Annotated in this window: 13 protein-coding genes and 1 tRNA gene; 6 read left to right on the forward strand and 8 right to left on the reverse strand. The window is 36.3% G+C overall.

Features of this window, described 5'->3' with window-relative positions; genetic code table 11:
• The first annotated feature begins 198 nt into the window (after positions 1-198).
• From AB674_RS19320 to AB674_RS19340, 5 genes are all read left to right on the forward strand, one after another.
• On the forward strand, positions 199-543 hold the full coding sequence (locus AB674_RS19320) for a HopJ type III effector protein (protein WP_047778941.1): 345 nt from the start codon (positions 199-201) through the stop codon (positions 541-543).
• A 140-nt stretch (positions 544-683) separates the two neighbouring features.
• On the forward strand, positions 684-2,384 hold the full coding sequence (gene recJ, locus AB674_RS19325) for a single-stranded-DNA-specific exonuclease RecJ (RefSeq protein WP_047778928.1): 1,701 nt from the start codon (positions 684-686) through the stop codon (positions 2,382-2,384).
• The gene (locus AB674_RS19330; RefSeq protein WP_047778929.1) at positions 2,374-3,654 is read left to right on the forward strand and encodes an MFS transporter; all 1,281 of its coding nucleotides are present in this window, start codon (positions 2,374-2,376) and stop codon (positions 3,652-3,654) included. The genes recJ and AB674_RS19330 overlap by 11 nt, the downstream gene beginning before the upstream one ends.
• Positions 3,655-4,578: an alpha/beta fold hydrolase gene (locus tag AB674_RS19335; RefSeq protein WP_047778930.1), complete on the forward strand. Its 924-nt coding sequence runs from the start codon at positions 3,655-3,657 to the stop codon at positions 4,576-4,578. It begins immediately after the preceding gene.
• A 293-nt stretch (positions 4,579-4,871) separates the two neighbouring features.
• Positions 4,872-5,228, forward strand: a complete 357-nt coding sequence (locus tag AB674_RS19340) for a hypothetical protein (RefSeq protein WP_047778931.1) — start codon at positions 4,872-4,874, stop codon at positions 5,226-5,228.
• Positions 5,229-5,252: 24 nt separating this feature from the next.
• On the opposite strand, the gene AB674_RS19345 is transcribed toward AB674_RS19340, so the two are convergent.
• From AB674_RS19345 to AB674_RS19355, 4 genes are all read right to left on the reverse strand, one after another.
• Entirely contained in the window at positions 5,253-6,005 is a 753-nt protein-coding gene (locus AB674_RS19345; protein ID WP_047778932.1) for a UDP-2,3-diacylglucosamine diphosphatase, read from the reverse strand.
• 66 nt (positions 6,006-6,071) lie between these two features.
• On the reverse strand, positions 6,072-6,527 hold the full coding sequence (locus tag AB674_RS19350) for a 6-pyruvoyl trahydropterin synthase family protein (protein WP_047778933.1): 456 nt from the start codon (positions 6,525-6,527) through the stop codon (positions 6,072-6,074).
• A gap of 31 nt (positions 6,528-6,558) precedes the next feature.
• Positions 6,559-6,735: a hypothetical protein gene (locus AB674_RS22900; RefSeq protein ID WP_165579400.1), complete on the reverse strand. Its 177-nt coding sequence runs from the start codon at positions 6,733-6,735 to the stop codon at positions 6,559-6,561.
• Positions 6,736-6,737: 2 nt separating this feature from the next.
• On the reverse strand, positions 6,738-7,505 hold the full coding sequence (locus AB674_RS19355; RefSeq protein ID WP_047778934.1) for an enoyl-CoA hydratase/isomerase family protein: 768 nt from the start codon (positions 7,503-7,505) through the stop codon (positions 6,738-6,740).
• Positions 7,506-7,610: 105 nt separating this feature from the next.
• Here AB674_RS19355 and AB674_RS19360 point away from each other — a divergent pair.
• A tRNA-Ala gene (locus tag AB674_RS19360) sits at positions 7,611-7,684 on the forward strand.
• Positions 7,685-8,028: 344 nt separating this feature from the next.
• On the opposite strand, the gene AB674_RS19365 is transcribed toward AB674_RS19360, so the two are convergent.
• From AB674_RS19365 to AB674_RS19380, 4 genes are all read right to left on the reverse strand, one after another.
• The gene (locus tag AB674_RS19365; RefSeq protein WP_047778935.1) at positions 8,029-9,042 is read right to left on the reverse strand and encodes a hypothetical protein; all 1,014 of its coding nucleotides are present in this window, start codon (positions 9,040-9,042) and stop codon (positions 8,029-8,031) included.
• An 894-nt stretch (positions 9,043-9,936) separates the two neighbouring features.
• Positions 9,937-10,884 carry a lipid A deacylase LpxR family protein gene (locus tag AB674_RS19370; RefSeq protein WP_047778936.1) on the reverse strand — a complete coding sequence of 316 codons (948 nt, stop codon included), beginning with the start codon at positions 10,882-10,884 and terminating at the stop codon, positions 9,937-9,939.
• Entirely contained in the window at positions 10,874-11,647 is a 774-nt protein-coding gene (gene mtgA, locus AB674_RS19375; protein WP_047778937.1) for a monofunctional biosynthetic peptidoglycan transglycosylase, read from the reverse strand. The genes AB674_RS19370 and mtgA overlap by 11 nt, the downstream gene beginning before the upstream one ends.
• A complete protein-coding gene (locus AB674_RS19380) occupies positions 11,647-12,759 on the reverse strand; it encodes an NAD(P)/FAD-dependent oxidoreductase (RefSeq protein ID WP_047778938.1) in 1,113 nt (370 codons plus the stop codon). The genes mtgA and AB674_RS19380 overlap by 1 nt, the downstream gene beginning before the upstream one ends.
• Positions 12,760-13,160 lie beyond the last annotated feature (401 nt).

Genomic DNA, 13,160 nt, shown 5'->3' on the forward strand with positions numbered 1-13,160 from the left:
CAACACGAATTTCACCAATTAACACAGATTATAATCCTTTGTCAATCTTTTAAATCTGTGGCAAAAAAATAAAAACAAGAGTACGAAATACTAGTTCAACACGAATTTCACAGATTAACACGAAACTTTGTGTTTATACTCCAATTTTAATTCGAGAAATTAGTAAAATTCGTGGCAAAAAAACCTAACACACGCGACATGAACATACAAGCCTTTTTAGAAAAATTAAACCAGACTCCAACTGCAATCGCTTTTCCTGAAACCATTGCAACTGTAGAAGAAAATTACAACTTCACCCCAACTGCTTTTCAAAACGGAAATCAACACAATGCTGCCGGAGAAAATTCGGGTTCCTGTAAAGTTTTTGCTTTTGCTAAATTGCAGAACTTAACACAAGAGCAAACTTTAGCCTGTTTTGGAGCGTATTATTTTGATGAAGTGTTGGGCGATCCAAACGGAACAAACCATCAAAACATAAGAAACTTTATTACTAATGGTTGGAACGGAATTCAATTTGAAGGAACAGCTTTAGAAACAAAATAATGTAAATTTTACGCTGTCAGGTTGAGCGAAGTCGAAACCCCTCGATCTGACAAAATGAAAGCACTCTTTTTAAAGATTTTGATTAAACGATTTCTAAAGTCCACAATCTAAAATCTGAAATCTAAAATCTACAATTAAAAATGCGTTGGACTTTAAAACCTAAACCTTCTCAAGATAAAATCAACCATTTGGCGCAAGCCTTAAATGTAGAAGATTTTGTGGCAACACTTTTGATTCAGCGTGGTATTGAAACTTTTGAAGAGGCTAAAAATTTCTTTCGTCCTTCATTAGAGCACCTGCACGATCCATTCCTCATGAAGGATATGGACAAAGCGGTTGTCCGCATAGAAGCGGCAATCAACAATCAGGAAAACATACTGGTTTTTGGAGATTATGATGTTGACGGAACAACGGCCGTTTCATTGGTTTCTTCGTATTTAAAATCTCATTATCCGAATGTAGCCACTTATATTCCGGATCGTTACGATGAAGGTTACGGCATTTCTTTTAAAGGAATTGACTTTGCCGATGACAACGGATTTTCGCTAATTATCGCTCTTGACTGCGGAATAAAATCAATTGATCACATTGCCTACGCAAAAGAACGAAACATTGATTTTATTATTTGTGATCACCACAGACCCGGAGAATTTCTGCCGGACGCTGTAGCCATCTTAGACCCAAAAAGAGAAGATTGTTTCTATCCGTATGACGAATTATGTGGCTGCGGAGTAGGTTTTAAATTAATTCAGGCTTTAGGAAGAAACAGAAATGAAACTATAGCCGATTTAGTTCCTTATCTCGATTTAGTAGCCACCGCAATTGCCGCAGATATTGTTCCGATTACAGGAGAAAACAGAGTTCTCGCTTATTTCGGATTGCAAGTAATCAATAGTGCTCCAAGACCTGGAATTAAAGCTTTGGTTCATCAGATAAAAAAGCAAGTTTTAGATATCTCTGATGTTGTTTTTATCATTTCACCCCGAATAAATGCTGCGGGAAGAATCAAACACGGAAATCACGCTGTAGAGTTATTGACCGAATTTAATTTTGAACAAGCACAACAATTTGCCTCAGAAATTGAGCAATACAATGCAGATCGCAAGGATCTGGACAAAAAAATCACCAAAGAAGCTTTTCAACAGATTGTAGAAAATAACGAACAAGACCGCTTTTCTACCGTTGTATTTCAGGAAGACTGGCACAAAGGTGTAATCGGAATTGTAGCTTCAAGATTAATTGAAACGTATTACCGTCCGACCTTGGTTTTCACGAAAAGTGGCGATAAATATGCTGCTTCTGCCCGATCGGTAAAAGGTTTTGATGTCTACAATGCGCTGGATGCCTGCTCAGAACATCTCGAACAATTTGGGGGTCATATGTATGCTGCCGGAATGACACTGAAAGCAGAAAACTACAAACCTTTTAAAGCTGCTTTTGAAAAACAGATCGAAAAAACCATTTTACCGGAAATGCGAACTCCGGAAATCGAAATTGATGCTCAAATCAATTTTACAGATTTGACTCCAAAACTGATCCGAATCTTAAAACAGTTTGAGCCTTTTGGACCACAAAACATGACGCCCGTTTTTATGACCGCTGATATAAAAGATACCGGTTATGCCAAAACGTTGGGTGCCGACGAAGAACATTTAAGGCTTTTTGTCAAACAAAATGGTTCAGATGGAATTGCCGCCATTGGATTTGGACTTGGAAAAAAAATAGACATCACAAAAAATCAAAATACGTTTCAGCTTGCGTACTGTATAGCCGAAAACGAATGGAACAACACTATTTCTACTCAACTTATGTTAAAAGACATTAGAACAAATGAAAGATAAACCCAAAAAAGCCGACCCCTATCAGGCACTTCGATATAGAGAATTTAATGTGTTTTTACTCCTGCGTTTCGCCATGGTTTTCGCCTGGTCGATGCAGTTTATTGTAATCGAATGGGAAGTGTACAGCTTAACCAAAAACCCGCTTTCTCTAGGTATTATTGGATTAATGGAAGTTATCCCAGCCGTTTCGATGGCCTTGTTTGCGGGACACATTGTCGACCAAAGAGAGAAAAAAGGATTACTGGTAAAATGCATTTTAGGTTTTTCGGTGATTAGCTTTGGTCTGTTTTTATTGACCTGGCCCAAAATAGTTGACGGATGGTCCTCTACTGTTATTTTATACTCGATTTACTTTTTGGTCTTTTTAGGCGGACTAGTTCGCGCTTTCCTTGGGCCCACTATTTTTTCTCTGTTGTCGCTGATCGTACCCAAAAAAGTATATCCAAATGCTGCAACCTGGAGTAGTTCGGTTTGGCAAATTGGCGCCGTTATGGGGCCTGCCGTTGCAGGATTTTCTATTAATTTCATTGGTGTTCATTGGTCTATGTGTACTGTTTTTGCCTTTTCACTCTTTGCTTTAATAGCCTTGTCGCAAATCAGTAAAAAACCCATTTTGAATCCAAAAATTGGTGAACCGGTTATGGAAAGTTTAAAGGAAGGTCTCAAATTTGTATTCAATAACAAAACAATCTTGGGCGTACTTACGCTGGATATGGTCGCGGTTCTTTTTGGAGGAGCAGTTGCTTTATTACCCGTTTTTGCGCAAGACATCCTGAAAGTTGGTCCGGAAGGATTTGGTGTTCTAAGAGCGGCACCTGCTATCGGTGCTTTTATTACGATGTTAGTCTCTGCCTATGTCCCTTTGTATAAAAGAGCAGGAATGAAACTTTTGGTTGCCATTTTTGCTTTCGGTTTGTGTATTATATTATTTGGTGTTTCAACCATTTTCTGGTTGTCTGTGGTTGCCTTGTTCTTAAGTGGGGTTGCAGACGGAATTTCGGTCGTAATTCGCCAAACGATTTTGCAACTTAAAACTCCCGATCACATGCGCGGACGCGTTGCTGCCGTAAACTCGATGTTCGTTGGTTCATCGAACGAATTAGGTGCATTTGAAAGCGGTTTAACAGCAAAATTAATGGGAACGGTAACTTCAGTCGTTTTTGGTGGAAGTATGACGCTTATAACCGTTTTAGCAACCGGAATCAAATCTCCTTCTTTTAGAAATTTAGATCTTCAGAAAGACATGGAAGATCATCAAAATATGGAATAAATGAAACAATTGTTACTGACTTTCTTCTTTTTACTATCCTGCTGTTTTGCAGAAGGGCAAAATCTTTACATCAAAACATACGGTGATAAAACGAAGAAAGCTTTAATTTTCATTCATGGAGGCCCGAGCGGGAATTCAACTTTATTTGAAAGTACAACAGCCCAAAAACTGGCTGACAATGGCTTTTATATTATTGTTTACGATCGCAGAGGCGAAGGAAGATCTGTAGATTCGACCGCTAATTTTACTTATGATGAAGCTTTTCAGGACTTAAATGGAATTTACAAAAAATACCATCTGAAGAAAGCTACACTTATCGCGCATAGTTTTGGAGGGTTGGTTGCCACACTTTATACCGAGAAATTTCCAAAAAAAGTAAATTCGCTTGTACTTGCAGGAGCTCTGATCTCACAACAGGAAACCTACGACCATATTCTGAAATCTGTAAAAAAGACTGCTTTAGAAAAAGGCAATACTACACAATTACAAAAGATCACTCTCACAAAAAACCTAAATAAAAACTCCGCCGCATACCGAAAGGCTTGTTTTGATCTGGCCAGTGAGAACGACTACTTTAAAATGCCCAATCCGACCGAGGCATCAAAAAAGCTGTACAGCGATTATGAAACTGGTCCTTTTTATAAAACAAACATTAGAAATAAAAACGCCCCGATTCTTTTTTATACTAATGAAAAGCGCAACAACATCAACAACAAACCTGTGTTAGAAAAAATAAAAGCTCAGGCCATCCCAATCTACGCTGTTTATGGTCAGGATGATGGCATTTTTTCTTCAGATCAGATCAATTGGATTGAGAATTTAGTAGGAGAAGATCATTTTACTCTGATTGGAAACTGCTCCCATTATTTATTTACAGATCAGCAAGAGGCCTTTTTATCCAGTATCCAAAAATGGATTAAGTAAAGTCACTACATTGCAGGTAAGCAACAAACAAGAATAGTCGCGAGGTTAAAAGGTAGAAATCTCCAAAAAATCTCGCGAAGTCGCAGAGTCGCAAAGTTTTTTTTAACCTTTGTTGCTTTGCTCTTATGCATCTTTGCCCCTAAAAAATTAAAAGTTTATTGCTTCCTACAACTTTTGAACTTGGTTCTGAAATTGACACATCTTAGCGCAATTAAAATTTATCTTATTTTATGATTTTTTTATTTAGAATTAATATAAATAATATTTATATTTGTTGAAATAAAAGATTTACGATGAGAGAAATTGCGCAAATATACCATAACAATTTTGGAATATCCTTTTACTGGAAGAATGGAAAACAAGTTATATCAGAGAAAGTTCAACTTGTTTTTAAAGAAACCGGTTTTTATTTTACAGTTGAAGAATTGAATCAATTTTGTGATTTGATTGAAGATAGCATGACTGAAAATGCTTGTTGCGAAGCTTGTGAATTAAAATATTCCTGTCATAAATTTCTACTAAAAACACCTTGTTCTCAAATAGATCTGGCTGTTTCTATGACAGAATTGAAATCGATTAAAGATTTAGTTGAAGGTTCCTTATTCAAAATTGAATTGGAAGAGTATGTATATGGCGTAGGTTTAAACTAAGAAATAGTCTAAAAATCTCCGTGTTTACTTCTCGAATTTCAGAAGTTCGAAATTATTTCCATCAAAAACACCATAGGTAAAATAGCCAATCCAATCGCCCAGATTTACATAATCGGAATTTTCACCGACCGGCATAATCATTGGCAAATGACGATGACCAAAAACGAAGTAGTTGTAGTGTTTGGTTTCGAGTTTACGCTTAGCATATAAAACAAGCCATTCGTTTTCTTCACCCAGAAATTTCACATCCTCAGCACCCGAAATCAATTTATTTTTGACTGACAGGTATTGTGCCAATCGAACACCAATATCAGGATGCAACCAGCGGAAAAGCCACTTAGAAAAAGGATTCGTAAACACTTTTTTCATTCGTTTGTACCCCATATCACCGGGTCCTTTACCATCACCATGACCTATTAAAAAAGTTTTACCATTAAAAGTAAACTCTTTATTATCGTGATAAACCGGTATATTCAATTCAGTTTGAAAATAATCTTCCATCCACAAATCGTGATTTCCGACAAAAAAGTAGATCGGGATTCCACTATCGCGAATTTCAGCCAGTTTTCCCAAAACGCGTACAAATCCTTTTGGGACAACCGTTTTGTATTCAAACCAAAAATCAAACAGATCTCCCAACAAAAAAATAGCTTCGGCATCGTGCTTCACCTCCTCTAACCAGGCCACAAATTTTTGTTCACGAGGAAAGCTCAACTCCGCAGTCGGAGCTCCAAAATGCTGGTCAGAAGCAAAATATACTTTTTTATTTGAAATCATTTAATTGAAATACGTTTGAAATTGAATTTTAAAACCCCAACATTTTTGGAATTTGGAATTTGGAGTTTACTTCAAGTTATCACTAGCATACCACTCCGCAAACGAAGATTCCGTTTCCTGCAATTTTAGTGAGAAAAGTGAAATTTCGGCAGGCAAACGTGCAATGATTCGCTCAGCAAAATCAACTACCATATTCTCACTTGTTGGTTGATAATCAACCAGAATTACGTGATGTCCACGGTTTTTTAATTCGTTTGCCAATTCAACATGTGGTGTCGTTTCGTTAAAAACAGTCGCATGATCAAACTGATCGACGATTTCTTCTTTTACAATTTTCTTCAGATCCGAAAAATCGATAACCATTCCGTATTTCACATTGGATCGATCTGTAATTGGCGAGCCAATAACCGTTACCGATAATTTATAACTGTGTCCGTGAACGTTTTTACATTTTCCGTCGTAACCGTATAAAGCGTGACCGGTTTCGAAACTAAATTGTTTTGTAATTCTGATATTACTCATCGATTTGAATTTTAGGTTGCAAATTTACAAATTAATAACCGTTTTCATCTCTTTTTTTGGCTCTGTTATACATAAAATAGGCAATTCCGATTAAAATCACGAAAGGAATAAACGATCCGATCACAACTCCAATTTGATAATTGCTATCCAGAGCGGTTTTCATTTTCTCAGCAACATCCATTTTCTGAAAGAATAAAAGGATATTCATCACTATTGTTTTTTAAACTGCATCAAAGCATTTTTAGTAAAGTCAGACAAAACCAACTTTCCGGTAATGGCAGCGCGTTCAAAAAGTAATGATTCCCAATTTTCTGTTCCTTCCCAAATAATTTTTTTCATTTCAGACAAAGCTTCGGGATTATAAGAACTTAATTTTTGAGCAAAACTTTCCACAGCAGCATCAAGTTCATCTGCATGACAAACTTTAGAAAACAATCCATTCTGAAGTGCCCAGTCTGCTGTTTTCCACTCATGCGCCGCAAGTGTCATTTCTGCCATAGCCATTTTACCGATTTTACGCGATACGGCAGGTTCAATTACAAATGGGCCGATTCCAATAGCAAGTTCTGATAATTTCACAGCACTTTCAGGAGTTCCAAAAGCATAATCGCAAGCGGCAATAATACCAACGCCACCACCAACAGCCTTTCCCTGAACACGTCCTATAATAATTTTCGAGCAGCTGCGCATAGCATTTAACAAATGGGCAAAACCGGAAAAAAACTCCCTGCCCTGTTCTTCATTTTCAACCGCCAGAAGTTCGTCAAATGAAGCCCCGGAGCAAAAAACCTTGCTTCCTTCGCTTTGTAAAACAATTATTGAAATAGTTTCATTACTACTTAACGAATGAATCTCAGCCGTAAGTCGTTTTAATAATGTTTTTGGAAAAGAATTACTGGCCGGATGACCAAATTGTACAGTTGCAATTGCATTTTTAATAGTGGTTTGTAAAGATCCGCTTTGGTTATCTGAGCTCATAAAAATAAATTTGATCGTAAAGTTACGGTTTTGAAAAATATTTTCATCTGATGTGATTTGAAATTTGTTTTTTGAAAATTAATTGCCTTTATTTGCTAACGAATTGGGGGATTAGCTCATTTGGCTAGAGTGCTTGCCTGGCAGGCAAGAGGTGACCGGTTCGAATCCGGTATTCTCCACGAAAACTAAAAGCCCTTGTATTTTTTTACAAGGGCTTTTTTTGTTTTCACACCACAGAATTTTTACAAAGAGTTACTAACTTAGTATAAAAACAGTTAGATAGTTCTTTCGCCACGAATTACACTAATTTTCACTAATTACTTTGTGAGCTGTAGAAAAGATTGAATCATTTTAATCCTTTAATCAGTGGCAAAAATTTCTCATCAAGAATATCAATAAGACAGGAAATATCAAAACAAAATATCACGCAGATTTTGCAGATTATGCAGATTTTCGCAAAAGCAGCAATAAAAAAATCTGCTAAATCTGCGTGAAAAACTTCACCCCAATAAATCTAATCTCCTTAACGTTTTAAGGCTAATCCAGTAATCCAGACGTTAACCGGCGTCAGCGGTACGATAGTTGGCGTTCCAGCCAGATCAATTCGAATATTTCGTGCTGGCAAATTACTTCCGCTAGTGTCCGGTGTAGACAAATAAAATTTTTGATTACACTCGTTATAAGTTGTACTGAAAAATTCATAATTCACTTGAAAACCTAACGATATTACGCTTGCTTTTGTTACAGCCAGTGGGTTCGTTACATCAATTTCTACCAAATCTGTACTGGCAGCAGACCAATCTTCATGTAAAGCATACAACTTATTTGTCCCTTTAAACTCTAAACCTATAATGGTTCCTGATGAAACTCCGGGTATTACTGAGGCAACGATTGTATTTGTAGATCTGTTATACGTTATAATATTGTTTCCAATTGCAAAATAGATCAAACTACCACCGTCGCTTGCTGATGTAAAATTCCAGGAATAATTACCGCTAATATTACCGCTTGGGATCGTAATAGAATTGACCAATGCATAGGAACTATCCAAAACACTAAAAACCATATTTACGCCAGTATAAGTCATGTTTCCAAAATACAAGTTACCTCCTGAATACACCGGAGCATTGGTAATGTTAACACCCGCAATTCCCGTTGTAATTGGAGTAAAAGAAATTGCTCCCGCAGCGTTAATCGTTATTAATCTTTTTTCTTCTGCAATAACCAACTTATAATCTCCCGTTGCAGCATTGTACACCGCATTATTTGCAGACGACAATTGTATAAAAGCTGGCGTAGCTGGATTGGTAATACTTATGTTGGCAATAGGTACCCAATTGGAGACTGCTGTCGAATTATCAAAATAGCCAAAGAAAGGCATTGCGCTTGCATTATTTATATTTCCCGTAAAAGCCAAACCGAGTACGTCGATACTTGGACAAGCTACAGTTGGGTTGGGTTGATCATTATTTGTACAGCTACCAAGTAACCATACTGATAAAAATAAATATCCGGTTTTAATTAAATTAGTTTTCATGATTTCTCTTTTTTAGTATTATATGATTATATCAATCCTTTAATTAATTTGTTACCCAGCAGCTCCAGTTTGCATTTTGGTCTAGCCCCTCATCTATACTCGCTCCAATTAAAAGAAGAGTTAGTAGTTTGCTCCGTTTCCAAACAAAAACAGCTGCCGTCACATTAGACGGCAGCTGTTTTTGTTTTCGATTTTGGATGTTCTTATCTAAAAATAGTAAAACCTCAACATCATTTCTTCGGTGTTAATAGGGCTTACAATTCACATGAGTTATAAAAAAAGAAGTACATTCTTACGTTTTAAAATTTGAGCTGTATTTCAATACTACTATTCTTATTTGAAATCGATATAGTTGTCCTAAGCCTAAATTCACAAGCGTTAGTTTAACAATAAAAAACCTAATTAACCTTAGTTTTAAACACTTAACACCTTCTTACGATTTGATTTTTACAGTGAATTCATTACAATAGACGGGATCATTTCTTCCCAAATTACCTATTCAATAAAGAGCCGACTATTTTTTGGCAAAAATTTATCTAATATTAGAAAATTTTAATCCAATATTGACAATTTAATAAAGTTTCTCTTCGTACATTTGCAAAAAATTAGCGAGGCATAGAAAATATAGTGTGCATTTTAATGAGTCAATTCTTGTTTAATCCCTGATGATTCGGCACTCTTTACTAGGAATCGGCTAATGAATAAAAATTGTAAATAACATTAAAATATAATAGAAGTACGGGGATCATATTCCGTCTTCATCAAAAGAAAAGTATCTGTTTTTTGAACTAGTATCATTTTTAAATATTTCTGAATTAGTACCCTGAAATTATAAAATACGACATTCATATATAAAGCAAATACCAAAAGCCATAGTCTCAGATTATGGCTTTTTTATTTTAATAAATACGCAAACCGAATCGAACCATAAAAAGATCCCGTAATCTCATGACTGTTTAATTCTCTTCCGTGATAAATAAAAGAATACGACAAGTTGAAATTGTCATGACGGTATTTTAATCCAAACTCAGCATTGAAACGAAGCGAAACCAAGTCAAAAGTCACAGGACTTTCATTATTAAACAAACTTCCTTCGATTGTAGCATCATAAAACTGATACCTGACACTTGGTATGGCATAAAAGTAAAACTCCCGCACCGTATATTGCGGGTTAGTACTCACAGAAGCGTCATGTAAATTAGAATCATAAACCGGAAGCAATTTTTTAAAACCAATTCGGGTCAAAAAACCTGTAGAAACTCCTGTAAAAATAGTTCCTAAATCGGCTTCGGACTGAAAATGAAGATCGGCAAAGTCGTTATGTTGACTTGGAAATAATTTCTTCGAATACATTACATGCGCCTGAAGTGCCAACGCATTGTGAATCTGATTCTCCCAACCGTATACTTTTTTGTATCCAATCACATGATGAAAAGCTTCCTGCATTTCTCTTCCAAGAGAGTTCTGCCCCACAAATCCCAACTGAAAATCGGTTTTCAAAACGGATTCGCTATTATAAAAAAAGCTACGCCCCGCTTCTGCAAAAAGATATCCTGCAAAAGGACGATTATTGTTATTACGCACTTCTATATTTATAAACCGTGGATTGTAAATGTATTGTCCGACGCGAAATTCAGTTATTTTCTTATTGATTTTTTCATTGTCGTTTTTCGACAGAAACCGATAGAAAAACTCTAGCCCATTGGTATAGTACATATCGTTCTTAGACGATGTGTATAAATCATTATCTGAAATAAGTCCTATTTCTTTCGTCTTTCCTTGTCCAAAAACAAAAAGCGATGTCAATACGAGAAGCCCTGCGAAGGCTTGTTTACTTCCCATCGTAATTTATTTTTCCAACTGCACGCATTTCGCGAACAATTCTTTCTTTACGTCTGTTGATATAACTGGAGGACCCTGTTGCTTTAAATTTTCTGGGGTTTGGTAAAATGGCCGCAATTCCGGCAGCCTGCATTGGTGTTAAGCTCGAAGCATCACGACGGTACCAATGTTCTGTTGCAGCATATGCGCCGTAAACACCATCACCCATTTCGATACTATTCAGGTATACCTCCATAATGCGTTTTTTTCCCCATATTACTTCGATTAAAACGGTAAAATAGGCTTCTAATCCTTTTCGGAAATAACTTTTCCCCTGCCATAAAAAAACATTCTTGGCGGTTTGCTGCGAAATTGTACTTCCCCCCCGAATTCTGCGTCCCCGTTCGTTGCTTTTATAGGCTTTTTGAAGTGCTTTAAAATCAAAACCATTATGCGATAGAAAAGTTCCATCTTCACTGGCAATAACAGCTTTTTGCAAATTCATCGAAATCTTGTCAATAGGCTCCCAATCATGGTCAAAATAGACTTCTTTGCCCCCTGTTTTATTTTCAATGGCACGAATCACCATTAACGGAGTAAAAGGAACCGGTATGTATTTGAATAAAACCACCGATGCAATTGAAACCCCGAAGAACCAAAGCAATAATTTAATGAAAAACCATTTTACTTTTTCACCAAAAGAACGTTTCGACTTCTTAGGAGACGCTTTAGGTTTAGGTTTACTTGCGGTTGTTGTTTTTGGTGCTGGTTTTTTGACTGCCATTATATTAAATCTGCTAATTCTGTTCCTATTAAACTACCTATCGCTACACCCATTCCGCCTAAACGCACTCCACAGAACACGTTTTCAGACAATTGTGTAACCACAGGATTTTTACTGTTCCCTACTCCCATAATGCCACTCCAACGATGGGCAATCTGAAATTCCTGATTCGGTAAAATTACATTTTTAAGTAAATCCTCCAATTTATTTTGAACAATTTTGGTTTGACCAAATTCTGTAGTGTTTTCTGTTTCAAAATCCAGGTTTCTGCCTCCGCCCAATAAAATCCGATCGCCGATATTCCTGAAGTAATAATAACCTCTATCCAGATGAAAAGTACCTTTAATATCTAAATTCGGAATGGGTTCTGTAATTAAAACCTGCGCTCTTGCCGGCTGTACAGCTCCTTTTGTCAAGGCATTTGCAAAACCATTGGTCGCAAAAAGTATTTTTTTTGAATTAAAACTAAAATCATTCAAGACTACTTCAACCTGAGTTCCATTGTCCTGATAAGATGTTACGGTTTGCTGGTTCAAAATCAGAATATCTCCTGCAATCGCTTGTTTCAATAACTCCTGCATCATGTTCCCAGTATCAATCTGAGCTTCAAACGGATTAAAAATCAAATAGTCTTCAATGTTTTTGAATCCAAATCTATCCACTTCTTTGCCAAAAACATCTGCTTTAAAAAGTGGTTTTAAAATACTATTTATAAAAGGCAACTTACTTACACAATCTTCAAAACCATTGTTCTCTTCTTTCAAAAAAAGTTCATAACCACCATGCGGTCTAAAATCGATAGCAGTATCACCCAATCTTTTTCGAAGTAATTGCAAACCTTGCCAACGTTTTTGAACAAGTTGTACTACCTCGTCTTCGGAATGTGTTTTTAAATCCTCAATAATTTCAGAAAGACTTCCGAAACAAGCAAAACCGGCATTCTTGGTACTTGCTCCCTGCGGCAACATTCCTTTTTCTAAAATCAGAATTTTTGCAGTTGGAAATCTTTCGCGCAAGCGCAACCCCGCATGCAAACCTACAATACCGCTGCCAACGATCGTATAATCTACATTTGTAAACCAATTTTTAAGCTCCCAATAACTTAATTCCATGAGTGAATATTTTTAAGGTATAAAAATAGAAATTTTTTATGCTAAAAAATAAATTCCAAATTTTTTAAATTCCAAATTCCAACGAGGGGTGTCACTCTGAACGAAGTCGAAGAGTGGACTTTCTTCTTTTAAATCACTAACGAAATATACTAGACGTAAATTCCAATCTCTTAAATTCCAAATTCCAACGAGGGGTGTCACTCTGAACGAAGTCCAAGAGTGGGCTTTCTTCTTTTAAATCACTAACGAAATATACTAGACGTAAATTCCAATCTCTTAAATTCCAAATTCCAACGTGGGGTGTCATTCTGAGTGAAGTCGAAGAGTGGACTTTCTTCTTTTAAATCACCAACGAAATATACTAGAAATAAATTCCAATCTTTTAAATTCCAAATTCCAAC

Source organism: Flavobacterium sp. ABG, assembly GCF_001027725.1.
In the GTDB taxonomy this organism is placed as follows: Bacteria; Bacteroidota; Bacteroidia; order Flavobacteriales; family Flavobacteriaceae; genus Flavobacterium; species Flavobacterium cupriresistens.

Excerpts from the sequence above, each read along its gene's own strand:
- AB674_RS19320 (WP_047778941.1), top strand. The coding sequence starts at position 199 with ATGAACATACAAGCCTTTTTAGAAAAATTAAACCAGACTCCAACTGCA.
- recJ (WP_047778928.1), top strand. The coding sequence starts at position 684 with ATGCGTTGGACTTTAAAACCTAAACCTTCTCAAGATAAAATCAACCAT.
- AB674_RS19330 (WP_047778929.1), top strand. The coding sequence starts at position 2,374 with ATGAAAGATAAACCCAAAAAAGCCGACCCCTATCAGGCACTTCGATAT.
- AB674_RS19335 (WP_047778930.1), top strand. The coding sequence starts at position 3,655 with ATGAAACAATTGTTACTGACTTTCTTCTTTTTACTATCCTGCTGTTTT.
- AB674_RS19340 (WP_047778931.1), top strand. The coding sequence starts at position 4,872 with ATGAGAGAAATTGCGCAAATATACCATAACAATTTTGGAATATCCTTT.
- AB674_RS19345 (WP_047778932.1), bottom strand. The coding sequence starts at position 6,005 with ATGATTTCAAATAAAAAAGTATATTTTGCTTCTGACCAGCATTTTGGA.
- AB674_RS19350 (WP_047778933.1), bottom strand. The coding sequence starts at position 6,527 with ATGAGTAATATCAGAATTACAAAACAATTTAGTTTCGAAACCGGTCAC.
- AB674_RS22900 (WP_165579400.1), bottom strand. The coding sequence starts at position 6,735 with ATGAATATCCTTTTATTCTTTCAGAAAATGGATGTTGCTGAGAAAATG.
- AB674_RS19355 (WP_047778934.1), bottom strand. The coding sequence starts at position 7,505 with ATGAGCTCAGATAACCAAAGCGGATCTTTACAAACCACTATTAAAAAT.
- AB674_RS19365 (WP_047778935.1), bottom strand. The coding sequence starts at position 9,042 with ATGAAAACTAATTTAATTAAAACCGGATATTTATTTTTATCAGTATGG.
- AB674_RS19370 (WP_047778936.1), bottom strand. The coding sequence starts at position 10,884 with ATGGGAAGTAAACAAGCCTTCGCAGGGCTTCTCGTATTGACATCGCTT.
- mtgA (WP_047778937.1), bottom strand. The coding sequence starts at position 11,647 with ATGGCAGTCAAAAAACCAGCACCAAAAACAACAACCGCAAGTAAACCT.
- AB674_RS19380 (WP_047778938.1), bottom strand. The coding sequence starts at position 12,759 with ATGGAATTAAGTTATTGGGAGCTTAAAAATTGGTTTACAAATGTAGAT.